The sequence below is a fragment of the Exiguobacterium sp. SH0S1 genome, from assembly GCF_004337165.1.
Classification (GTDB): Bacteria; Bacillota; Bacilli; order Exiguobacteriales; family Exiguobacteriaceae; genus Exiguobacterium; species Exiguobacterium aurantiacum_A.
This window is the reverse complement of sequence record NZ_SJVC01000001.1, coordinates 21,704-44,876: the sequence shown is the minus strand read 5'-3', so window position 1 is coordinate 44,876 and position 23,173 is coordinate 21,704. Positions and strand designations below refer to the sequence as shown.

At 52.1% G+C, this 23,173-nt stretch carries 26 protein-coding genes and 1 pseudogene; 4 read left to right on the top strand and 23 right to left on the bottom strand.

Translation table 11 applies throughout. The annotated features are described in order from the left end of the window. Window positions 1-46 precede the first annotated feature (46 nt). The 6 genes from EVJ20_RS00225 to EVJ20_RS00200 form a co-directional block, all read right to left on the bottom strand. A complete protein-coding gene (locus tag EVJ20_RS00225) occupies window positions 47-661 on the bottom strand; it encodes a class I SAM-dependent methyltransferase (RefSeq protein ID WP_070327802.1) in 615 nt (204 codons plus the stop codon). A gap of 57 nt (window positions 662-718) precedes the next feature. Continuing rightward, a complete protein-coding gene (locus tag EVJ20_RS00220; protein WP_070327803.1) occupies window positions 719-1,132 on the bottom strand; it encodes a universal stress protein in 414 nt (137 codons plus the stop codon). A gap of 15 nt (window positions 1,133-1,147) precedes the next feature. Beyond that, window positions 1,148-2,629 carry a SulP family inorganic anion transporter gene (locus EVJ20_RS00215; protein WP_131506777.1) on the bottom strand — a complete coding sequence of 494 codons (1,482 nt, stop codon included), beginning with the start codon at window positions 2,627-2,629 and terminating at the stop codon, window positions 1,148-1,150. A 400-nt stretch (window positions 2,630-3,029) separates the two neighbouring features. After that, on the bottom strand, window positions 3,030-4,937 hold the full coding sequence (locus EVJ20_RS00210; protein WP_131506775.1) for an LTA synthase family protein: 1,908 nt from the start codon (window positions 4,935-4,937) through the stop codon (window positions 3,030-3,032). A gap of 206 nt (window positions 4,938-5,143) precedes the next feature. Next, window positions 5,144-5,923 carry a sulfite exporter TauE/SafE family protein gene (locus EVJ20_RS00205; protein ID WP_016508199.1) on the bottom strand — a complete coding sequence of 260 codons (780 nt, stop codon included), beginning with the start codon at window positions 5,921-5,923 and terminating at the stop codon, window positions 5,144-5,146. 41 nt (window positions 5,924-5,964) lie between these two features. Then, the gene (locus tag EVJ20_RS00200) at window positions 5,965-6,336 is read right to left on the bottom strand and encodes a rhodanese-like domain-containing protein (protein WP_131465595.1); all 372 of its coding nucleotides are present in this window, start codon (window positions 6,334-6,336) and stop codon (window positions 5,965-5,967) included. Window positions 6,337-6,450: 114 nt separating this feature from the next. Here EVJ20_RS00200 and EVJ20_RS00195 point away from each other — a divergent pair, with 114 nt between their 5' ends. The 3 genes from EVJ20_RS00195 (at window position 6,451) to EVJ20_RS00185 (ending at window position 9,403) form a co-directional block, all read left to right on the top strand. Next, the gene (locus EVJ20_RS00195) at window positions 6,451-6,747 is read left to right on the top strand and encodes a rhodanese-like domain-containing protein (RefSeq protein WP_131506773.1); all 297 of its coding nucleotides are present in this window, start codon (window positions 6,451-6,453) and stop codon (window positions 6,745-6,747) included. Window positions 6,748-6,814: 67 nt separating this feature from the next. Then, window positions 6,815-8,215: an MBL fold metallo-hydrolase gene (locus EVJ20_RS00190; RefSeq protein WP_131506771.1), complete on the top strand. Its 1,401-nt coding sequence runs from the start codon at window positions 6,815-6,817 to the stop codon at window positions 8,213-8,215. 63 nt (window positions 8,216-8,278) lie between these two features. Next, window positions 8,279-9,403 (top strand): TlpA family protein disulfide reductase, encoded by a 1,125-nt coding sequence (locus EVJ20_RS00185; RefSeq protein ID WP_131506769.1) that lies wholly within the window; start codon window positions 8,279-8,281, stop codon window positions 9,401-9,403. A gap of 80 nt (window positions 9,404-9,483) precedes the next feature. Here EVJ20_RS00185 and nfsA read toward each other — a convergent pair whose 3' ends face one another. The 14 genes from nfsA to EVJ20_RS00115 all read right to left on the bottom strand — a co-directional run bounded on the left by nfsA (window position 9,484) and on the right by EVJ20_RS00115 (window position 19,428). After that, window positions 9,484-10,233, bottom strand: coding sequence for an oxygen-insensitive NADPH nitroreductase (nfsA, locus tag EVJ20_RS00180; RefSeq protein ID WP_071399271.1), 750 nt, complete (start codon window positions 10,231-10,233; stop codon window positions 9,484-9,486). A gap of 143 nt (window positions 10,234-10,376) precedes the next feature. After that, the gene (locus EVJ20_RS00175) at window positions 10,377-11,846 is read right to left on the bottom strand and encodes a catalase (protein ID WP_070327810.1); all 1,470 of its coding nucleotides are present in this window, start codon (window positions 11,844-11,846) and stop codon (window positions 10,377-10,379) included. 113 nt (window positions 11,847-11,959) lie between these two features. Further along, a complete protein-coding gene (locus tag EVJ20_RS00170; protein ID WP_131441066.1) occupies window positions 11,960-12,547 on the bottom strand; it encodes a hypothetical protein in 588 nt (195 codons plus the stop codon). Between the two features lie 124 nt (window positions 12,548-12,671). Next, window positions 12,672-13,397: a class I SAM-dependent DNA methyltransferase gene (locus EVJ20_RS00165; RefSeq protein ID WP_131489947.1), complete on the bottom strand. Its 726-nt coding sequence runs from the start codon at window positions 13,395-13,397 to the stop codon at window positions 12,672-12,674. Beyond that, window positions 13,397-13,744, bottom strand: a complete 348-nt coding sequence (rsfS, locus tag EVJ20_RS00160; protein ID WP_070327814.1) for a ribosome silencing factor — start codon at window positions 13,742-13,744, stop codon at window positions 13,397-13,399. Before rsfS ends, EVJ20_RS00165 begins: the two co-directional genes overlap by 1 nt. A 10-nt stretch (window positions 13,745-13,754) precedes the next feature. Continuing rightward, complete coding sequence (yqeK, locus tag EVJ20_RS00155) at window positions 13,755-14,312, bottom strand: bis(5'-nucleosyl)-tetraphosphatase (symmetrical) YqeK (RefSeq protein ID WP_070327815.1); 558 nt, start codon at window positions 14,310-14,312, stop codon at window positions 13,755-13,757. Next, window positions 14,302-14,871, bottom strand: coding sequence for a nicotinate-nucleotide adenylyltransferase (locus EVJ20_RS00150; RefSeq protein WP_070327816.1), 570 nt, complete (start codon window positions 14,869-14,871; stop codon window positions 14,302-14,304). Before EVJ20_RS00150 ends, yqeK begins: the two co-directional genes overlap by 11 nt. After that, a complete protein-coding gene (gene yhbY, locus EVJ20_RS00145; RefSeq protein ID WP_016508126.1) occupies window positions 14,868-15,164 on the bottom strand; it encodes a ribosome assembly RNA-binding protein YhbY in 297 nt (98 codons plus the stop codon). Before yhbY ends, EVJ20_RS00150 begins: the two co-directional genes overlap by 4 nt. A 5-nt stretch (window positions 15,165-15,169) precedes the next feature. After that, window positions 15,170-15,955, bottom strand: a complete 786-nt coding sequence (gene aroE, locus EVJ20_RS00140) for a shikimate dehydrogenase (protein WP_071399265.1) — start codon at window positions 15,953-15,955, stop codon at window positions 15,170-15,172. After that, on the bottom strand, window positions 15,952-17,064 hold the full coding sequence (yqeH, locus tag EVJ20_RS00135) for a ribosome biogenesis GTPase YqeH (protein ID WP_016508207.1): 1,113 nt from the start codon (window positions 17,062-17,064) through the stop codon (window positions 15,952-15,954). The genes aroE and yqeH overlap by 4 nt, the downstream gene beginning before the upstream one ends. 133 nt (window positions 17,065-17,197) lie before the next feature. Beyond that, window positions 17,198-17,824 (bottom strand): YqeG family HAD IIIA-type phosphatase, encoded by a 627-nt coding sequence (locus EVJ20_RS00130; RefSeq protein ID WP_070327818.1) that lies wholly within the window; start codon window positions 17,822-17,824, stop codon window positions 17,198-17,200. Between the two features lie 139 nt (window positions 17,825-17,963). After that, window positions 17,964-18,749, bottom strand: coding sequence for a phosphatidylserine decarboxylase (locus EVJ20_RS00125; RefSeq protein ID WP_131506767.1), 786 nt, complete (start codon window positions 18,747-18,749; stop codon window positions 17,964-17,966). Beyond that, window positions 18,746-19,165 carry a thioredoxin family protein gene (locus EVJ20_RS00120; protein ID WP_071399264.1) on the bottom strand — a complete coding sequence of 140 codons (420 nt, stop codon included), beginning with the start codon at window positions 19,163-19,165 and terminating at the stop codon, window positions 18,746-18,748. The genes EVJ20_RS00125 and EVJ20_RS00120 overlap by 4 nt, the downstream gene beginning before the upstream one ends. A 68-nt stretch (window positions 19,166-19,233) precedes the next feature. Further along, a complete protein-coding gene (locus EVJ20_RS00115) occupies window positions 19,234-19,428 on the bottom strand; it encodes a YjzD family protein (RefSeq protein ID WP_131506765.1) in 195 nt (64 codons plus the stop codon). A 164-nt stretch (window positions 19,429-19,592) separates the two neighbouring features. Between EVJ20_RS00115 and EVJ20_RS00110 the strand changes: the two genes are divergently transcribed. After that, the gene (locus tag EVJ20_RS00110; protein ID WP_070327821.1) at window positions 19,593-20,405 is read left to right on the top strand and encodes a Cof-type HAD-IIB family hydrolase; all 813 of its coding nucleotides are present in this window, start codon (window positions 19,593-19,595) and stop codon (window positions 20,403-20,405) included. A 190-nt stretch (window positions 20,406-20,595) separates the two neighbouring features. Here EVJ20_RS00110 and EVJ20_RS00105 read toward each other — a convergent pair whose 3' ends face one another. The 3 genes and pseudogenes from EVJ20_RS00105 to EVJ20_RS00095 all read right to left on the bottom strand — a co-directional run bounded on the left by EVJ20_RS00105 (window position 20,596) and on the right by EVJ20_RS00095 (window position 23,079). Beyond that, a complete protein-coding gene (locus tag EVJ20_RS00105) occupies window positions 20,596-21,678 on the bottom strand; it encodes an RNA-guided endonuclease TnpB family protein (RefSeq protein WP_131506763.1) in 1,083 nt (360 codons plus the stop codon). A 208-nt stretch (window positions 21,679-21,886) separates the two neighbouring features. Then, window positions 21,887-22,156: pseudogene (locus EVJ20_RS00100) on the bottom strand (permease); the annotation flags it as partial. Window positions 22,157-22,230: 74 nt separating this feature from the next. Further along, a complete protein-coding gene (locus EVJ20_RS00095) occupies window positions 22,231-23,079 on the bottom strand; it encodes a YitT family protein (protein ID WP_070327823.1) in 849 nt (282 codons plus the stop codon). Window positions 23,080-23,173 lie beyond the last annotated feature (94 nt).

The window sequence follows — 23,173 nt, the reverse complement described above, 5'->3', positions numbered from 1 at the left end:
CCTCTGTTATGTAAGACGATTTTTACTTCCATCGCCTTTTCAATTATTATTTTGTAGCGACAGCGATCCCGATTGGATAATGACGCTCAGGTCGTTTCGGTTCGACGAGCACGCCCCGTTGGTAATAGAACTCGGTCGAGGCGAACCGATCGAACAACGCTGTAAACTCTTGTTCTGTAAATTGATGGACGTGAAACGGCTCGTTCGTCGGTTTACCGACTCCTTGACCGAACGGCGTCGACAAGACGAGCGTACCACCCGGTTTAAGCAACTCCCAAACGTTCGCCATGAACCTTTCAAAATCGTCCACATGCTCGATTGTCTCAAAACTGACGATACAGTCGAACGTGCCGAGTTGTTCGGGTAAGGTTCGATCGAGCACATCCCCGACGACATAGGTCACGTTCGGATGATAATATCGGCCTCGTGCATAACGTGTCGTCTCTTCTGATAAATCGAGGGCGACGACCTCATCGACTTGCCCCTTCAAATTTTTCGCAATCAACTGACTGCCATATCCGACACCGCTCGCAAAGTCGAGCACGCGCCCGTCCATGTACAACAATGAAAAATGATAACGGGCAATATGTTCAAGTAACATACCGTTCAGCGGGTCCATTTGATCTGGGATGACCCGTTCTCCCGTATAATTCAATGTCATAAGCTCCTCCTTTTTCTATACAGCAAAAGCGCCACGAAAGTCTCGTGGCGCTGTCTGTTAACGAACGATGATCACAGGTGACAACGAACGTTTAGCAAGCTTGTGGCTGACACTGCCCAATACGAACTCTTGGAACGTATTGAGGCCGCGCGAGCCGACGACCACGAATTCATACGGTTCATGGTTGGCGTAGTTGACGAGTTCAACGTCAGGTTCGCCGCGGAGTTCGATATACTCGTACGAAACGCCCGCTTCGGTGATCGCATCGAAAAACACTTGAAGACGTTGTTTCCGTCTCACTTCAAGATCGATTTTACCCGTCGATTGAAGGGCGCTTTCTTTTGATTCTTTCGGTGACACGACATGGACGACATCGATTGAAGATGATGTCACTTTGGCGAGTTCGACCGCTTTTTGGGTGGCACGCATCGAATGATCTGAACCATCAATCGCTAGAAAGATTTTACTCATTGTAAGTTCCCCCTTTTAGTGGCCGACGTTCGCATCTTGTTGACGAAGATGGAGCGCCAGCGTGTTCAACAGCTTCTCTGAATCTTTGTTTAAGTTTAACAGTTTTGGTTCGATTCCAACCGTCCGATATTTGAAGACGACCTTATCGATGGCCCCGATGGCCGAATCGTCCCAAAGATGGGTGTTGGCGAAGTCGATACTGACTTGTTTCACGTCTGCTTCGACATCTGCTTCGACATCGAACTGGTTGACAAAGTCAGACGTAGACGCGAAGAACAGCTGTCCGTTCACTTCATAATGTGCACGGTGTCCGTCTTGGTGGCGCTTCAGCTCAACACGCGAAATTTTCGCGGCGAAGATGACGGCGGCCGTCACGATTCCGGTGATGACACCGATCGACAAGTCGTGCGTGAGCACGGTCGCGAGTACCGTCGTGACCATGACGAGCGAATCGGTCTTTTGACCTGTCTTGAGCGTTTTGAGTGAGCCCCAGTCGAACGTCGCATAGGCAACGAAGAACATGACACCGACGAGTGCCCCGACTGGAATCAGCATTAAAATGTTACTCATCGTCATGATCATGATGAGGAGCGCAAGTCCTGCCGAGAACGTCGACAAGCGACCCCGTGCTCCAGACGAGACGTTGATGACCGATTGTCCGATCATCGCACATCCTGGCATCGCACCGAAGAAACCAGCGATGATGTTGGCGATCCCTTGACCTTTTGATTCACGGTTCTTATTCGAATCTGTACCCGTCATGTCATCGACGATTTGAGCCGTCAATAGCGACTCAATCAAACCGACAAAGGCGAGCGAGAACGAATAAGGCAAGATGATCATAAGTGTCTCGAGTGTGAGCGGGAGGTCCGGCAAAAGGAACATCGGCAGCGTTGCCGTGATCGTCCCCATATCTCCGATCGTTTTCGTCTCAAGTCCCATAAAGAACACGAGCAACGTCATCGCCACGATGGCGACAAGCGGCGCCGGGATTGCTGACGTGATGCGCGGGAAAACAAGGATGATCGCAAGCGATGCTGCAACGATGGCCCACATGATCCACGTCTCGCCTCCAAATTGCGGAAGCTGGGCTTGGAAGATCAAAATGGCAAGGGCGTTAACGAAGCCGACCATAACCGCACGCGGGATGAACTTCATTAAACGAGCTATACCAAGAAAACCAAGCACGATCTGGATAATACCAGCTAGTATCCCTGCAGCGAGCAAGTACTGAAGTCCATAATCTTTTACGAGATCGACGACAAGGAGTACCATCGCGCCCGTCGCGGCCGAAATCATCGCGGGGCGTCCTCCTGTAATCGAAATGACCATCGCGATGATAAAGGACGCATATAGTCCTACCATCGGATTTAATCCAGCGATCAGTGAGAAGGCGATTGCCTCCGGAATGAGTGCAAGGGCCACAACGATCCCTGCCATCACTTCAGCACGGGGATTCCCGAGCCATTCTTGTTTTACCGTATTCAATTTTTCCAAATGAACACACCTCTCTATAAAAATTTTTAAATTGATTTCTGACTCTCACAGAAATCAACTTAATCAAATTATAGAAGCCGTATTCACAGTTCGTTCATAACTTCACAACAACTCAGATGTTACCCGAGAATGAGCACGATGACAACCGATGAGCCTCAACTTTTTCCTAGATGTCCGCATGCGGATTCGTTCATTTTTATAAGGATATAACGACACACTTCGTTCTCTCTCGTCACGTCCCCTCGCTGCTCCGACTTCGTATCCCCCTTTACACCAACCATGTAACCGCTTACCTCACATACCCAGATTTTCACCATAGTCGATTCGATTTTGCCGCCGATTTATTTTTCAGACAACAAAAAAGAGAGAAAAGATTTTTAAAATCTTTTCTCTCGCGTGTTTAGTTATTTTCTTTAAAGCGGAGCAAGTCCGAATAGATGATCTTATCGTTCATCTCAAGTACTTTGTTCGCCTCGTCTTCAAGTGGCGTACATACTTTCGCGTCATCGACGACTTCTCCTGTCTCGGCGTCATAACACGTTGACTGGGTGAACAAATAGTCGCTTGTCACGATTGTACCGTCACGGAAGATGGCGCGATCGTTGCGCTCGGGCGCGAACAAGTCGTTCCCGAACCCGATTTGATCAGACGTATCGAACCCGAGCAAATGCTGAATCGTCGGGTTCATATCGACGTGGCTCCCGACCGTCTCGTGGACTTCACCTTTGTCTTGACCAGGCAAGTGAATCGCGAACGGGACTGACTGAAGTTTTGCCACATCATATGGCGTCAACTCGTCTTTTCCGAGCAAATCGGCCATGGCAGCGTTATGGTTCGTCGAGATGCCGTTATGGTCACCGTAAACGACGAAGATCGTATCGTCCCATGTCCCGTTCTTTTTCAACTCATCAATGAACAACCCGAGGGCATAGTCTTGATATGCGAGCGCTTGCGGGAAGTTATTGAGCGTTGTCGAGTTCGTCTCGAATTTCGGAACGAGTTCATGGTCCGCACTCGGCATCGTGAACGGGAAATGGTTCGTCAGCGTGATGAACTTCGCGAAGTAAGGTTCCGGCAGTTCTTCAAGCATCGGTACCGACTGTAAGAAGAACTCATCGTCGAGGAGACCCCATTCCGTCATGTTGGCCGGGTCGCCTAAATCGTAGCTCTTCTCATCAAAGAACTCATCGACTCCGATGTTTTGATACATCTGGTCGCGGTTCCAGAACGATTTGTTGTTGGCGTGGAACACCGCCGAATAGTAGTTGTCTTCTTTGATGACACCAGGAAGCGCATCATATTCGTTGTCGGCGTTCGTGAAGTAGACGCCGCCACGCGACAATCCGTACAGCGAGTTGTCGAGCGCGAACTCAGAGTCCGACGTCTTCCCTTGACCGGTCGTATGGTAATAGTTCGGCCAGAAGTGAGACTCGTCGATCAACTTGTTCAAGTTCGGCGTGATGTACTCGCCGTTCGAAGCTTTCATATTGTGCGTAAAGCTCTGTGTCGATTCGAGCGAGATGGCGATGACGTTCTTGCCTTTATACTTCCCGAACATGTCCGGGTCCGGCGCCGCATAGTTCTGACGCGTGTAGTTCTCGACTTCATCGAGTTCAGAACCGTCCGCGAGCGCTTTTTGCGCCGATGTCTTCGTTTGAAGCATCGCGTCATAGACGTGGAAGTTGAACGTCCCTAAGTTTTTAACAAGCAGTTCACGGTCGAACGAACGCGTCAACAGTTCTGGGCGCTCCGTCTCTGCGAGGACAAGGTTAAAGCCGAACACGGCGGCAGCTGCACCGAACGTGAGCAACACGCGGCGTTGTGACGCTTTGCCTGTTTCTTTTAGTTTCCAGAGCAAGAACGGAAGCACGACGAGATCTCCTAACAGAAGCAAGTCTTTCCATTCAAGCAACGACAGGAATGACGACGATAACGTCTCTAGGTTCGACGATTGGAACAATAACGGCACAGTCAAGAAGTCCGTGAACTCACGGTAGTAGGTCGTATCCGCAAACAAGATGAGCGAGGACACCGTGTAAAGACCGTATAGCGCCCACTTCCGTTTATTGCCTCCGAAGAAGAAACTAAAGGCAAACAAGAACAACGTGAAACTTAACGGGTTGATGAACAGAATGAACGCTTGGACCGCGTTCTCAGGTGGCATGTTAAAGAAGAACTGATACGCAATCAGTGACTTCGTCCATAACAGGATCGTAAACATCCAAAACAGGCGATGCGTCCGGAACGAGTCGCTTGCTGCGTGACGGAACCGCTCTAATTTCCCTTTCGATTGATTCGTGTGATTCATTCAAACACTCCTTAGGTCATTTTCATATGGTAAGTTAGTGCGTCGACTAACAAACGTACAGACGTATAAAGAGTATTTTAACGTTCTTTTGAACTTAATTCAACTTTTTGACGTTTACAATGCTACATAAACTTAACAATTTTATTGCAATCTTCATCTAAAAAAGGCTATCGAGTGAACTCGATAGCCTTTGAAACACGATTCATTTAGCCGATGATGTCCATCCAGATCTTGACCGTACTCGCTAAAATGAGCAACGCCAAAATCATCTGGAGCGACTTTGTCTTCATGTTTTTCCCGATGTTCGCCCCGATCGGTGCCGCAATCAAACTCGCGATAATCATGACGAAGGCCGGTTCCCAGACGATTTGGTCGGTGATGATCTTACCTGCTGTCGACCCGATCGATGAGATGAACGTGATCGCAAGCGAACTCGCGATCGCCATCTTCGTCGGGATACGGAGCACGACGAGCATGATTGGCATCAAGATGAACGCTCCGGCCGCTCCGACGATCCCGGCTGCGATCCCGACGATAAACGCCGAACTGGCCGCGATCAGTTTATTGAACGTGACTTGGTCGAGCGGCAAGTCTTCGACGTTCGCTTTCGGCAAGAACATCATGATCGTCGCAATCGTCGCGAGGACCGCATAGACGACGTTGATCAAGTTCTCCGACAACAGCGTCGAGCCGTAGCCCCCGATGAAACTTCCAATCAAGACGGCGACACCCATATACAGGATGAGTTGTTTATTCAAATAGCCGCCTTTACGATACGCATAAATCCCACCGATCGTCGCGAAGAACACTTGAATCGCGCTGATCCCAGATACTTCGTGCGCGCTGAACGCCGCGAAGCCAAGAAGCGGCGGAATGTACAACAACATCGGATATTTGATGATTGACCCGCCGATCCCGACCATCCCTGAGATGAATGATCCGATAAAGCCGATCAAAAAGATTGTGATGATAAACTCTAACTCCATACTAGCTCCTCCAGTTTCCTACCCTATTAGATAAGTAAGTTTTATTTCTGTTCCCAAGCGATCATACCGCCTGAGACGTCATAAATTTCCGTATAACCTCGATCCTGCAACAACTCGGCCGCCTGGGCGCTTCGATTGCCACTGCGGCAAATGATATAGATCGGTTCATCTTTCGCATAAGGTAATTCGGTTTCATTTAATGAAGAAAGTGGTGCGTTCACCGCTCCTTCGATATGCCCCCCCTCGTATTCATCTAGTTCACGGACGTCCAACAAGGTTATTTCTTCGTTTTCCAATCTGTTTTGTAGTGTTTCGACGTCGATTTGGGTGATTCCATCCTCTTTCGAAGTGAAAACTACGATTCCGACAGTCACAATCACTAAAATCGATAAGATGATCGTTAATTTACGCAATTTTTGACCTCCAATTCTTTTCCTTGCATTGAGTATACCTTAGGGGGTATATTAAAAACAACGAAAGTTACTCACTTTAAACTTAACTTGATTAGAAAAGGGGATTAATACCACATGAAGACGATTACGACGACTGAATTAGAAACATTGCTAAGCACGGATGAAACGCTTAACTTGATCGACGTTCGTGAAACGGATGAATTTGCAGGCGGACACATCAAACAAGCGAAAAACGTACCGTTGTCTGACTTCAGTGCGAAAGTCGATGAGCTCGACCGCACGAAACCGATTCATGTCATCTGTGCGGCAGGCGGACGCAGCATGAACGCGTCAGCTTACCTCGACTCACTCGGCTTTGACGTCATCAACGTCGACGGCGGCATGCTGAGCTGGACAGGCGAAACGGTTTAATCACTTCTTAATATAAAGCAGCACAACAACTAACGTTTACAGTCAACTATTCTAGGGGGTATATCATATGTTATTACGTTATTTCTATGATCAAAAATTAGCACAGGCATCTTACATGGTCGGTTGCCAAATGACCGGCGAAGCGGTTGTCATCGACCCGGCTCGCAACATCACACCGTACTTGCAAGAAGCTGAAAAAGAAGGCATGACGATCGTCGCGACGGCTGAGACACACATCCACGCCGACTTCGTCTCAGGTTCGCTCGAACTTGCGAAACGCACTGGCTCGACAGCCTACTTGTCAGATGAAGGTGACGCGTCATGGAAATATGCGTTCGCGAAAGACATCGACTCGAAACTCGTCAAAGACGGCGACACGTTCAAAGTCGGTAACGTCACGCTCGAAGTCATGCACACACCAGGCCACACACCGGAACACATCTCGTTCTTGCTCTATGACCGCAACCAAACGCAACCGATGGGTATTTTCACAGGCGACTTCGTCTTCGTCGGCGATATCGGACGCCCTGACCTGCTCGAAGAAGCGGCCGGCGTGAAAGGAACGACGGCCATCGGTGCCGAGCAAATGTTCCACTCGCTTAACAAGTTCAAGGCTCTCCCTGACTTCGTTCAAGTCTGGCCTGGCCATGGTGCCGGCAGCGCTTGCGGGAAAGCGCTTGGCGCGATCCCAACGTCAACGGTCGGTTATGAGAAAGCGACGAACTGGGCGCTCCAAATGACGGACAAAGACGCATTCATCAAAGAGTTGACGACAGACCAACCAGAACCGCCGAACTACTTCGCGATGATGAAAAAAGTGAACAAAGAAGGCATCCAAGTGACGAACGAGATCGCTCGTCCGGAAGTCGTCGGCACGGACCGTCTCGACACACTCGTCGAAGCGACACAAGTTGTCGACACACGTAGAGGCGAAGATTTCGCCCAAGGCCACATCCCTGGGACGATCAACATCCCTTACAATACGAAATTCGTCTCATGGGCCGGCTGGCTCGTGAACTTCGACAAAGACATCACGCTCATCGCGAGTGCGGAAGACGTCGAAGAAGTGCAGACAGACCTTCAATCGATCGGTCTTGACCGCCTCCGCTTCATCGTCCCTATCGAAGAGCTCGGTCAAGAACTGTTGACGGAAACGTACACGGACGTGACGGCTGAACAAGCGATTGAATCAGCTGAGAAGAACGACGTGTTCGTCCTCGATGTCCGCAACGCGACAGAATGGACTGCGAGCCACTATGATAACGCAGAGCGCATCTTGCTCGGTAAACTCATGCGTGACCATGATGGTCTGCCGACAGATAAGACGATCGCCGTCCACTGTGCGTCAGGCGTCCGTTCACGTATGGCCGCGAGCGTCCTTCAATCGCTCGGCTACAAGGATATTCAAAACATCCTTGGTGGCTATGCCGCGATGAAGACCGTCCTCAACGCAGAACAAATCGGCTAATGCTATACTAAAAATAAAGAAAGCGCCCACTCGTTTGGGCGCTTTTTCTCTAGGAGGGATATCGTGATTACAATCGGTCCACTGAACGTCCGACTCGACCTGCTCGTCTTCATGGTCAGTCTGCTCGGTCTCTATATCGGCTTCAAAAAAATCGGCTTAACGGAAAAAGACCGCGACGCCGTCCTCGGGACGTGGTTCGCCGGGTTTCTCGCCTGGAAACTGAGCGCCATCATCATCGGCCTCGCCTCGACCGGTAGTTTGGCGCTATCGCTGTACGCGACGGGCGGTATCTGGTCGATCCTCGTCGCCATTGCAACGATCGGATTTTTCGTCTTCCGGCTTGCTCCCGGGCTTCGGGGCTATTGGCTATTTTCAGCCCTACTTTTATGGTTCGGTGTGACGATCGTCGTGCCGAAGTACGGAACGCTCCCGTTTATCGCGACCGCTCAACCGCTCCATCTGTACACTGCCCTACTCATCGCAGGCTTAATCGTTGTGACGTGGCGCTGGATGCGCTCGCCATCGGTCGGTGCCTTGCTATGGACGACGGTCGGTGCGTTTGCTATCTGGCTCGTGAGCACGTATGCGACCTCAACGGTGAATCTACTGTGGCTCATCCCGTTCGCAGCTTTAGTCGGACTCGCCGGGTACGTCGCCAAACCGTCACGCCGCATCGTCCAATCCGGTCTCGGTGTCCTCGTCGCGCTCGCGATCATCAACGCGAGCTTACCGGACGAGACACCCACGCTCGTTGCCGACTCGTCTCAAGCGGCAGGACTGAACATCGGTCAAGTTCCGCCTAATTTTGAATTGAAACGAACGGACGGGACGACGCTTAACTTAGAAGACTTACGTGGAGAGCGTGTCGTCGTCAACTTTTGGGCGTCTTGGTGCCCGCCGTGCCGGGCCGAGATGCCAGACATGGCCAAGTTTGCCCGCGAGCAAGATGATGTGACGATCGTTGCCGTCAACACGACGACGAGTGAACGTGACGTCGACGAGGCGCGGTCGTTCGTCGCGCCTTATGAAGACGCGTTCCAAGTCGTCTACGATGAGGACGGTGCCGTCGGGAACGCCTACCGGATCCAAGCGATGCCGACGACGTATGTGCTCGATGAAAATGGTGTCATCGTCGCCAAACAGTTCGGTGCGATCGATAAAGCGTGGCTCGATACCAAAACCAACTAAAAACCGCCAGTTGAACTGAACCAAAAAAGTTGGACATGAAAATCCAACTTTTAATGGGGTAGTTCAAGCCGGCGGTTTTTTCATTGCTTCAAATAGCCTTGCGTCTTCAAGAAGTCTTTCACATCGAGCCGAGTCGGCTTCGACAACATCCGTCCCATCTGTCCGGTCCATGTATCGCTGCGTTGGTTCGATCCACGTGCCGCATAGTAGTCGTGAATCGTCTGGTCGTAAGCTGTGAGCTCTTGCTTCAGTTGAATCGGATCAGCGTCGTACGTGTTCTCATGATAGATATGCTCGAGCGGGAGCCGCGGTTTTTGATCCTCGACGTGCGCCGGGACACCGACCGCGAGCCCGAACAGCGGCAACACCCGCTCCGGCAAACCGAGCAACTCTTTGACCGCCGACATATCGTTGCGGACCCCGCCTATGTAACAAATGCCCAACCCCATCGATTCGGCGGCGACGACGGCGTTCTGTGACGCGAGCGTGGCGTCGATGACGGCAACGAGCAGTTTCTCATCGGTCTCGAGCGTCGGGTTGACGGCGGCTTCTTGCAGTTGCCCGATCAGTTCGTGCCGGTAAAGGTCAGCACAAAAGACGAAGAAATGACCGTTGTCGACGACGTACTGCTGATTGCCGGCAATCTCGGCGAGGCGCGCCTTCTTCTCCGGGTCGGTCACGCCGATTATCGAATACGCCTGGATGAAGCTCGACGTCGAAGCGCGCTGAGCACTCTCAACGATGAGACGGATCTGTTCGTCGGTCAGCGTCTCGTCCGTGAACGAGCGGACGGAGCGGTGGTTCAGTAATGTTTCGATGATTTGATTCATGCAGCTTCCCCCTTTTTTCTTATCTTGGCATACGGGAAGACTCCCGACAATTTTGGAGGCTTTCACTCACGTTTGCACTTCGTAGAGTATCCACGGTAAACAAAAAAACAGAGATACGGTTAGGTATCTCTGTTGCTGATGATTTATTCCGTCACTTGACTCAAGAACGGCGTGATATCGACGTTCAATTCTTTCGAGAGGCGTTCCCCGAGGTCACGGTCAGCACGATAGAAGTTGCAGATCAAGAGAAGGACCGTCTTCTCATGACGGACTTCTTTAATGTGGGCGACCAAGTTACGTACGAGACCATCTTTCTCGTCTTGCGAGTAGCGGCGGTACACTTCACCCGCTTGCCCGAAGTCGTTCGTCTTCTCGATTTTCTGACGACCCGTTACTCCTGAAATCGGTTGCTCGGTTTCGATATAAGCCGCATCCGGTTTCGGTGTGTCCTCATAACGGTTCGGCTCGTAGTTGACCGGGCTCGTCTGTTGTTTGAACGGCATCGCGCCGTCACGTTGGTTGTTCGCTACTTGCGCGAACGGGCAGTTGATCGGGAGTTGGAGATAGTTCGCCCCAATCCGGTAGCGTTGCGTATCCGAGTACGAGAACAAGCGACCTTGGAGCATCTTGTCTTCAGATGGTTGAATACCAGGGACGAGCACACCCGGGTTGAAACCGACCGATTCCGTCTCCGCAAAGTAGTTGTCGACGTTTTTATTGAGCGTCATCGTACCGACGAGTTGGTACGGGATGACGTCTTCGAACCAGTCTTTCGTCGCATCAAGCGGGTCGAAGTCGAAGTTGTCCATGTCGGCCGGGTCGAGGATTTGGACGTAAAGGTCCCACTCCGGGAAGTCGCCTTCTTCGATTGAGTTGAACAAGTCGCGCGTCGCATGGTTGAAGTCTTCCGCTTGCACTTTGGCCGCTTCGTCCATCGATAAGTTTTTGATGCCTTGCTTCGGAACCCAACGGAGCTTTATGTACACCGTGTTCCCAAATTCGTTTACCCATTTGAACGAATGGACCGATGAACCGCGCATGTGACGGTACGACGCCGGGATGCCTTCATCACTGAACAAGTGAACGAGCATGCTCGTCGATTCCGGTGTGAGCGACATGAAGTCGAAGAAACGGTCCGGGTCTTGAAGGTTCGTCCGTGGGTCCGGTTTGAGCGAGTGGATCACGTCTGGGAACTTGATCGCATCACGGATGAAGAAGACCGGCAAGTTGTTTCCGACGAAGTCATAGTTCCCTTCTTCGGTGTAGAACTTGACTGAGAATCCACGCGGGTCACGAAGCGTCTCCGGTGAACCGAGACCGTGGATGACCGTCGAGAAGCGGGCAAAAATTGGTGTTTCTTGGCCAACTTCTTGCAAGAATTTGGCTTTCGTATATCGTTTCATGCTATTTTTAACTTTGAAGACACCGTGTGCTCCGGCACCACGGGCATGAACGACCCGCTCCGGCACGCGCTCACGGTCAAAGTGGGCGAGTTTCTCAATTAGCTGATAATCTTCGAGAAGCGTTGGGCCGCGGCGGCCGGCTGTGATGGAGTTGGCGTTGTCCCCGATTGGGACGCCTTGGTTAGTAGTTAGATGACGATGTTGATCCATATTGTTGCCTCCTCTTAATAATCATTATTACTAAATTAATAATATTAAAAGATAATAATTATTACAAATAAAACGCTCGAGACGTCTCGAGCGTTTTGTAAGCGCTATTATTTTTAGGTGGTTCCATTCTTCTTTTTAATCTGCTCTTTCCGATGGATTTCTGTCACCAATAAGGCAGCGATGATCCCTCCGAGCGATCCGGCAATTATATCAACCATCGTGTCATCGTTCCCGTTCCCTTGCATCGTCGTCTGCAACACAATGTCTGACGTGAACTCATACATCTCCCATAACGCCGCGCCCGCCATCGAGAAGACGACGATGTAAACGAAGAGAAAGCGCTTCGGCATCTCGAGCCGTGTGTCTTCATCGAGACGACTAAAGAAGTCAAAACCAAGAAACGCCAAAAATATCCCGCTCAACACGTGCAAAAACGTGTCCCACCATCCATTGCTGTATAATCCGACGATCGAACCCAAATATTGCGAGGCGAACAGGAAAATAATATAGGCGATTTTCATCTTGGCATCGAACTCGGTTTTAAATATTTTCTCCAACATGAACGGAATCAGTCCCGAGACGATCCCCGCCCCGGCGACACTCGCGTTAAACCACGCTCCTTGAATGATGGACGTGATGAGAATAATCCCCATGAACAAGACGAATCCGAATTCTAACAGTCGTCCTCGTGTCAGCTTCATGATACGTGCCTTCTTTCTGTAAAATGTCTCTACGGACTTATTCCCATTTCCGCGTCTCATCGAACAAGTACATACATTTTTCCATATGACAAAGACCCCATCGCTTCTCGCGATGGGGTCTCGTTTATTTCTGGGCGACGAAGAAAATTCGTTCGGCGTTTCGGCCCGGAGCTTGATCCGTGAAGTCGGCCGTGACCGATTTCACGTGGAAGCCGGCACCGATGAGCCATTGCATATACTGCCCTGGCTCATACGTCCGCTGCTCGTGCGTCTCTTCGACGCGTTCGTACGTGCCATCCTCGAGCGCGACGAAAAACGTCAAATCGTGGATGACCGAGAGCGGCTTCTCGCCCGGGTCAGCGAACCAGATGTAAGAACAGTCTTCCCCGTTCGACGCGTACGTCTTCTGGTTGAAGAGCGTCTCCATCTTGTTCGGTGAATGGACGTCAAAGATGAACGTCCCGCCCGGCTTCAGTTGCTCATATACCGCCTCGAACGTGTCGACGACGTCGGCCTCGTCTGCAAGGTAGCAAAGCGAGTCACAAAGGATCGTCACGGCATCGACCGGAGCCGGCAGTTCGAGCTCACGCATGTCTTGTTGCCAGAGCGGCAGCGTGACGCCCGCTTCAAGCGCTTTCTCTTGGGCGACTTCGAGCATTGACTCAGATAAGTCGAGACCGATCGTGTCGTAATGCTCGGCCAGCCGAATCGTCGCTGAGCCCGTCCCGCATCCGACGTCGGCAAGCGATGCACCGTCCGCGACGTGGCGCCGCACGAACGCGACCCAATCCGCGTACGGGGCATCTTTCATCAACTCATCGTATACGTAGGCGAACCCTTCGTACGTCATTAGCCGACTTCCACGTCGACGTGCGGCGCGTCAGCCCATAATTTTTCGAGGTTGTAGTAGTCACGGTCGTCACGGTGGAAGATGTGGACGACGACGTTTTCGAGGTCAGCGAGCACCCAACGTGCCGAGTCCATGCCTTCGAATTTTTTAAGCGGCAAATCATTCTCGCCCGCCACGTCTTTGATTTCACGTGCGATCGCTTCGACTTGCTTCTCAGAGTTACCGTGGCAAATGACGAAATAATCGGCGATCGGTGAGATACCTTCCATGTCGAGGACGACGATGTCTTCCCCACGTTTATCGTCAACAGCTTTTACAATCAATTCAAGTTCTTCTTTTACAGTCATATAGACCCTCCTAAGGTGTGTTCAAATAATAGTTATATGTCGTAATCGTCTGCGGGAAAATCCGCACCGACTTCTTCAATAAATAGTTAATCGTATGGCGCAGTGTCGCGACGACGGCCGCTTCAAGTGAAACGTCTGCCAAATCGCGCAACACGTCGACACCGGGATACCGACGATTCGGTTCAATCGCATCCGCGACAAATAAAATTTGATCGAGGCGCGACATGCCGGGTTCGCCGGTCGTGTGGTTTTTGATGGCCGATATGACTTCAGCGTCGAGGTCGTAGGCGCGGTCTAACAAGACCGCTCCGACCGGCGCATGAAGCAGTTCGTCATCAAACTCGAGCAACAACGGGTCGAGATGCTCGTCTAAGACGATTTGACGCATCTCGTCACGGTCATGGTACTTCGCATAATCGTGCAACATTGCCGCGAGCCGGGCCTGGTCTACGTCTTCTCCGTACGTTCGGGCGAGACGTTCTGCCGTCTCGACGACACCGAGCGTATGGATGTACCGTTTCTCAGGCAACGTTCGTTCAATCAATGCCTGTGCCTGTTCATACGTCATACAAATCGTGCTCCTTGATATAAGTTTCGACTTCACATGGGACGAGATACGTGATCGACTTGTTCCGTTTCGCACGTTCCCGAATGTCGGTCGACGAGATCTCAAGCTGCGGCATGTCGATCGTACGGACGTCAGCTCGGCTCGGGATTCGGTAGCGGCTCCCGGGCCGGGCGACCGCACCGAACGTGACGAGCGTAGTCAGCGTCTCATAGTCGTGCCACTTCTCGAGCGCGTCGAGTGAATCGGCCCCGATCAAGAAGAAGAACGTGTCAGCTGGATACTGTTCCCGCAACCGTTTCATCGTCTCGACCGTGTATGACGGTTCAGCTCGTTCGAACTCGATCAAGTTGAGCTTAAAATCCGGGTGACCGGAGATGGCCCGCCGCGTCATCTCGATCCGGTCGTCCGCCCGGCTGAACCCGGCCTTATGGGGCGGGATCGCTGCCGGTAAGAACCAGACCTCGTCGAGCTCGAGTTGTTCTCTCGCCTGCTCGGCGATCAACAGATGACCGAGATGAGGCGGGTCGAACGTGCCCCCCATCAGCCCGATGCGACTCATGGAAGCTTGATTTGGCGATTCTCTTTCTCTTTCGCCTGTTTGTACAAGACGATGACTTTCCCAATGACTTGAACGACTTCTGCCTTCGTTCCTTCAGCCAACTCTCCAGCCACGTCTTTCGGCGTGTCGAGACAGTTTTGAAGAACTTGGACTTTTAACAGTTCACGCTTTTCGAGCGCATCGCCGATGTCTTTGCACATCGCTTCACTGACGCCGTTTTTTCCGACTTGGTAGATGGCCGAGAGGTTGTGTGCCTCGGCGCGTAAAAATCGCTTTTGTTTACCTGATAACATTATTTTTATTCCTCCAATAAGCTTTCAATTAACTTCATTCCGACAATTTGATCCGGTTTCACACCTGTCCAGCGTTCGAACGCCAACGCTCCCTGCCCGACGAACATGGCAGTCCCGTTCACGGTTTTACCGCCTCGGATTGTGGCGTCGCTTAAAAACGGTGTGACGAGTGGACGATATATGATATCACAAATGACGGTGTTTTGTCGTAATCCATTTAACGGAAGCGGGGATTGTACTCCATCCATGCCGACCGATGTCGTTTGGATGATGACGTCGTAGCGGGCGACGTCGACATCACCGAGCGGTTGTGACTCGATGCCGAACGTCTTCGCGAGACGCTCGGCCCGGTCGATCGTCCGGTTCGTGACCGTGACGTTTCGGGTCGGCAACGCGCTGATGATCCCGCGGGCCGCTCCACCCGCCCCGATGACGAGCACACGACCAGACCAGTCGGTGTACGGGTCGAGTGCGGTCACAAGACCGACGCCGTCCGTGTTCGCGCCGATCAAACGTCCGTCCCGCTTATAGACGGTGTTGACGGCACCGGCCGACTTGGCTGAGTCCTCCAAGTCGTCTAACAACGGGATGACCGCTTCCTTGTACGGGATCGTGACGTTGAACCCGTCATAGTCCCCGTCCCGCATCGCCTGAAACAACGGGGCGAGCTCGTCCGCTGTAACGTCGAGCGCGTCATACCGCCCGAAAAGCCCAGACGCTCTCAGCCACTGCTCGTGCAGGGAGGGAGAGAGCGAATGAGCGATTGGGTGACCGATGACGGCCAGTCTCATACGAGCGCCTCGCGTAATGTGACGACGACTCCTTTTGGTGCCCAAGCGGCAATCCGTCCACCTTTTCCGTGGATGGCGACCCAACCGAGTCCGCTAAAGACGATATCCGTCTTGACGCCGTCACGGAGACTAAATTCATGACGCACGAGCGGCGGCAACAATTGCAACGTCTTCTCGTTCGGCGGGTTAAGCATTTTGCCGATATGGTTTTCATAAAGCTCATCTGCTTTGTCGAGCTTCGTCCGGTGTGTCTTCAACTCGTTCGACATGTAGACGACGAATGAACGTTTATTGCCTTCCAGATAATCGAGACGAGCCAGACCACCAAAGAAGAGTGTTTGCTGCGGGTTCAATTGGAACACGTGCGGCTTGATCTCTTTTTTAGGTGTGATCGTCTTCAAATCGCGCGCGTCGACGTAATGCGCCATTTGATGGCGGTTGATGATCCCTGGCGTATCGTACAGGTTCGCATCATCGTCGAGCGGGACGTCGATCAAGTCGAGCGTCGTTCCCGGGAAATGACTGACGGTGATAATCGCTTCATCTTCAGCACCGAAGCGCTTGATGATTTGGTTGATGAGTGTCGATTTCCCGACATTCGTACAACCGACGACGTAGACGTCTTTCCCTTTGCGATAGTACTCGATCTTCTCTGCTAGTTCGTCGATGCCGTGACCTTTTTTAGCGCTGATCAAATGGACATCGACCGGCGTCAAGCCAAGTTCTTTCGCCTCGGTCTTCATCCAGTTCGCCATACGGTTCGGGTTGACCGACTTCGGCAGTAGATCGACTTTGTTCCCGACTAACAAGACATCGTTCGATCCGACCGAACGTTGAAGTCCCGGGAGCCAGCTTCCGTTGAAATCAAAAATATCGACGATTTTGATGACGAGCGCTTCTTTGGCGCTGATCCCGTTCAAGATGCGCAAGAAGTCATCGTCCGTCAATTCGACGTCTTGGATCTGGTTGTAATGCTTCAATTTGAAGCAGCGTTGGCAAATGACGATCTCGCGATCCAGTGCCGATTTTGGTGCATAACCGACTGCTGTCGGGTCTTCTGTTTGAATGAGAACGCCGCAACCGGCGCAATAACGTTTCGTTTCTTCCATATTCGTATGTGCTGTCCTTTAAGTTTCCTCTTCTTCATTCTTCGTAGCGCCTCGCCGCTACTCCTGAAGCGTTAATTCCGACGTCTTACGCGCCGTACAAGACAGCCTCCTTCTTCCTATGCGTTCGAGGCCCTTATTTATCTTTTTTATGTGAATCTTCTGAACGTGAGTGCATCGCCTCGCCGATCTTTTCAGCGACGGCCACTTTGGCCCGCTTCGCATCGACTGCGATTTCCTCCACTTTTTTCGTGATCAACACGTACTTCCCGCGACGCTTCATATGCGCGAATACGACTTTCTCCAGCATGCGATTGAACTTCGTGACGAGACCGTCCGTCTTGACGACAGGCTGCACGTGAACGACGTGAATGCCTGCCATATTGGCGCCGAGCACGTCGGTGAAGATTTGATCGCCTAAGAAAATCGCTTCTTTGGTTGAATAGCCGTACTTGGCAAGTGCTTGCTTGAACCCAGACGGCAACGGTTTTTTCGCACGCGCCACATAATGAAGACCGAGCGGTTCCGTAAACGTGCGCACGCGGTTCTCGTTATTATTCGAGACGACGATGACATCGAGTCCATGTGATTTCACTTTCTCGAGCCATAGCAAAAGAAGCTCAGGTGCGTGCGGGACGTCCCAGGCCACGAGTGTATTATCAAGGTCCGTCAAAATGACGCGGACACCACGGTCTTTCAAGTCTTCAAGGTCGATGTCAAATACTGACGCGACGAACTGTTTCGGATAAAGTCGATTAAACACGTTTGTATTCCTCCAATTAGCTAAAGCGATTCAACAGCTTATACAAGTATTGATATCCCTTCTATGTTATACGAAAACCGGCCAAACGACTAGTGTCTCGTTTGACCGGCCAGAAAATTGTTGTCTATTCACTTACCAGTCAAGCGTTCGATTGAATCGAACCGATGACTTCACCGAGCCGGACCGGACCAATTTTCGCCGGGTCGATGACGACACGATCTTTCTCAAAACAGAGGATGACGGTCGAGCCGAACGAGAAGTAACCGACCTCGGCCCCTTTATCGACACGTTCGCCGTCATGGGTCCATTCGATTGTATTGACGTTCAAAGCGCCGACCATGATGTGCTCGTAACGTCCGGCCACGCTCTCAAAGCGTGTGACACGGCGATAGTTACGTGACAACGGGCGGACCGTCTCCGTCAAACCGAGTTCATTCACCGGCGCCGAACGGTCGCCGAGCTCGTAATGGCTGAGCACTCGGCCCGTGAGCGGGACATGGACACGGTGGTAGTCACGCGGGCTCAAGTAGAGCACGCAAACCGTCCCGCCGGCATACCGTCTCGCCTCTGACTGTGAACCGAGCATCTCGGCGAGCGTATACGACTGCCCCTTCACTTCAAACCGACTCTCGTCTGTTATGGCGGACACGATCGACAGTTGTCCGTCGCACGGTGATACGACCGTGTCCGTGTTTGCATCGATCGGGCGCGCCCCGTCTTTCAAGTGGCGCGTGAAAAAGGCGTGCAGACTCGGATAGGCGGCTATTGGCTCTGCCGCTTCAGCGATATCGATTTGATACGTTTTTGCGAACGACGGGATGAACGCGCGGCTCGCCTTCGACTCGGCGAACTGACGGAGCCGCTTGGCGATGAACGGTGTCGCATTCAATTCAAACAACGTCTGATACAAGCGGCTTTTGATCACTGTGCGGCCTCCTCGTTTTTAAAGAACGTTTCGTATTGTTGTTCCGAGACGGCCCCTTCGACACGACCCGTTTCTTGACCGTCTTTAAAACGAATCATCGTTGGTGTTCCGTTAATGCCATAAGTCGTCCAGACGTCATGATCGGCCAAGTTGATTGAGACCGCGTCATACTCTTCGATGAGTGGTTCGACATACGGTTTGACTTGCTCACAATATTCGCAACCCGTCTGCCAGAAATAGACGACGACCTCTTCTTCTTCGTCAATTTTCTGTTCGAGCTCGTTCGCTGACACGGCGTTGACGCCGGTCTCTTCATTCGCATTATTCAAGAAGAATAAGAGCGCGATCCCGATCACGATGATGGCACCGATGATGGCGAACGTAATGAAGTTGGCGCGTTTGGCACTGTTTTTCATGGTCGATCCCTCCTAAATGTGTATAAAAAGAACTGACTCGGATATGAGCCAGTTTGGTTGTGGACGTCTTACTTTTCTTGGGCGACGTCGTTGATTCCCATGTCTTGGTTAAGTGTATCCAAGAGCGCGATAAAGATTGTGATGACCACGCCAAAGGCTGTTGCGAGCACCGCATTGAACGTCACGCCATCGACAGCTGAAATGATAAAGACTGCTGTATTCGAAAGCAAGATCGCCCAGAACACTGTGACTAAGTAACGCATCGAAAGTCCCCTCCATCTCACAGATGATTCATAAAATTCCATACGGCAATAGTATATCATTGTTGCCGTACAATATGCGACCTCGATTGTATATTCTTTCCGTCGAAACGTGAAATATGGTACGGTCAGAGAAATAGTACACAATGTAGAAAAGAGGATGACTTATGTCACGTTATTTAATCGCAGTCGATTTAGACGGTACGTTGTTACGAGATGACAAGACGATCAGCGAACGGAACATCCGCGCTCTTCAAGCGGCTCGTGATGCCGGCCATGAAGTCATGATCGCAACAGGACGGCCCCATCGCCACTCGATCATGTATTATGAACAACTCGGCTTGACGACGCCTTTGATCAATTTCAACGGAGCGCTCGTCCATCACCCGAAAGATACGTCCTACGCGGTCACACACCGTCCGATCCCACTTAAAACAGCACACGACATCATCGAAGAAGTATCGGAGACGAAAGCACACAACATCGTCGTCGAAGTGACCGACCACGTCTATTTCCATAAAGATCCGCAAGAATTTTACGGTCCTTACGCCGAACGGGCACTCAGCGTCACGTCTGGTGACTTGCTCAAGCACTTGCAAGACGAGCCGACGTCGCTTTTGATCCACGCGACGAAAGAACACGTCGACAACGTCCGGGCCAGCTTGAACAAAGTGCACGCTGAAGCCGTCTTGAACCGTCAATGGCGCATGCCCGAGCATATGATCGAAGTCATGAGCCAAAATACATCGAAGGCGCTCGGCCTTCGCGAAGTATCGAAGCACTTGAACATTAGCCGTGAGAACATCATCGCTTTCGGCGATGAAGAGAACGACCTCGAAATGCTCGACTACGTCGGCACGGGCGTCGCGATGGGCAACGCCATCAGCCAGCTCAAAGTCGTCGCCAACGAAGTGACCGCTTCGAACATGGATGACGGGATTGCCATCTACCTCGAAGAGAAATTTGGAATCAAGTCATAACCAAAGCACCGACTGATCCACAGTCGGTGCTTTTTGTGTTCGATCACTGCACCTAGTTAAATAAAGCGCAGTGAACTACTCACCACTTGTTTGCTTCGCAACTTGAAGTGGGAGCTTCTTGGGAAGACCGTGCTTTGACCAGCCACGGTTGTGGACCAAGCTCGTCGGGCAGTCCCTGCCCTGGGGTGTTTCAGTCCGCGAGGCGCAACAGGTTGAGGCTCGCGTTGACGTCGCGGTCGTGGTGTGTGCCGCAAGCGGCGCATGTCCACTCGCGGACGTGCAGGTCCTTCTTGCCGCCGTTTTCGCCGCAGGCCGAACAGACCTGGGTCGAGGCGAACCACGGGTCGGCCTTGATGAGTGTCCGTCCATAGAATCTCGCCTTATATTCCAGCTGGCGGACGAACTCGCCCCATCCGGCGTCCCCGATCGATTTTGCCAGGCGGCGGACCCGCATCATCTCCCTCGGCTTCAGCGTCTCGACGACGACGACTTGGTTCTCGTCGACGATGCGTCTAGACAGCTTGTGGAGGAAGTCGTGCCGGCGGTTCCGTACCTTCTCATGTTTCTTCGCGAGGACGAGACGCGCCTTCTCGCGGTTCCGGCTGCCGGGCTTCTTGCGGGAGAGCGAGCGCTGCGCCCGTCTCAGCCGTTCCTCGGCCTTGCGCGGGTTCGGGACCTTCTCCGTCACGAGCGCGTCGTTCGTCATGACGGCGAAGTGCCCGAGGCCGAGGTCGATCCCGATTTTGTGCTCGGCCGGGACCCAGGGCTCGTCGGCCTGCTCGACGAGGAGCGACACGAAGAATTTGCCCGTCTTCGTCATCGACACGGTCGCCGACCGGATGGCCCCGTCGAAGATTCGGTGCTGTGTGAACCGGATGAACCCGACCTTCGGGAGCCGGACCCGGTCCCCCTCGATGCGGATCGTGCCGTGCTGGTTGTTCGTCGTGTAGGAGGCGCGCGATTTCCGTCTCGACTTGAACACCGGAAAGCCGGCCGTCCCGGCGAAGAACTTCGCGAACGCCGCGTCGAGGTGAAGCTTCGCGTTCGCGAGCGCGAGGCTGTCCGCCTCACACAGGAACGGGAACAGGGGCTTGTACGAGGCCGGTGTCGGCAGTTTTCGCTTCGGGCCGGTCCCAGCCTTCGCCTCCTCGTGGATGGCGATGCGGTCCTCGAGCAGCTTGTTGTAGATGAACCGGGCACAGCCGATCGTCCTGACCAGGAAATCGGCCTGTTCCGACGTCGGGTGGAGCCTGTATTTGTAGCCCTTCAGCATGTCTCCCCCTCCTCTCGGCCGATGATCGTGATGAACGCCTTCCTCATCCGATACCCGCGACGGGGGAAGGGAAATCTGACGGAATCACGAACTTATGTTCGTCATATCTGTCACAGGGGTGGCCAAGAGGTTTATGTACGGGCGATTCATCTCCCACCTACGCTGGGCTTCGCCCCAGACGCTTAGAGGTGGGAGAATTCTCGCTTAATTATGTTAAATATTCGTCAAAAATCTTGACCATGACTTTCGGTGTGTTTGCTAAATACACATTGATTTGTTCAGCATTCGAAGCAACTGGATCATAATGTCCCTCATCTGTCGGAAAGTCAGAGATTCCTTTGATAATGATACATTCGACGTCATTTTTCTTGCAGATATATGCGATTGCACCCGCTTCCGTATCCGCAATGGTGATTTCATGCTCCTTAAGCTCTACATAGTCCTTCCACATCACGACTGCTCGATCAGCGGTGGCGATAATAATCATCTCCGTAATCTAGTTTGTTGCTCCCCTATATAATAAACCCCGCTGAGTGTTCAGCGGGGTTTTGTTTAGCGTCGGAACGCCCCTTCAACGTCTTCAGTCGGAACGACGTTAATAAAGACGTGTGAATCGGCATCTTTGCAGATACGTGTGATCTCACGGACTTCGTGGCGTTGGGCGACCATCATGAGCGTCGCTTTCTCGACTTTCGAATACGTACCGATCGCCGGCATGAGTGTGATGCCGCGGAACACGTGTTGGTGCAACTCTTGCGTCACTTCGTCCGGATGATTCGTGACGATGAAGAGCGTCTGCCGCTGCGTATTCGTGTAAATCTCATCGATGACTTTCGACGTCACGTACAAGAAGACGATCGTATACAGCGCCGTCGGCCATCCGAACAAAGCACCGGCCCCAAGCGCGATCATCATGTTCATGAGGAACAAGTAGACGCCGACCGAGTTGTTCGTGAACTTCGCTAGGATGAGGGCGACGATATCAAACCCTCCGGTCGAGGCACCGAACCGAATCGTGATGCCTGACCCGATGGCGAGCAATACCCCGCCGAATACGGCGTTCAACAGCGGATCGTCCGAGAGGAGAGGTGTTTGCGGAAGCACGCGAATGAACAAGGTGACCGAGGCGACGCTGATCAACGTATGGATCATCATGTTCTTTCCGAGCATAAAATAACTGACGATCAAGAGCGGTACGTTCAAGATGAAGAACCAAATGCCTTCACCGAGCTCAAACGGCGTACCGGCAAATAAGGTCGTGAAAATTTGGGCCAAGCCCGTAAACCCAGTCGAGTAAACCCCCGCCGGGATTAAGAATAATGTCATGGATAATGCGACGAACACTCCCCCGATGATCGAAACGATCCCGATGCGCGCGTGTTCTTTAACGGATTCCGTCAAGTTCTGTCTCCCCTTTCAAAATTAGCTAAGCATCAAGATAACATACATTCAAAGCCATGCCTACAACAAAAATACTGCGATGTGCCCACCTGTA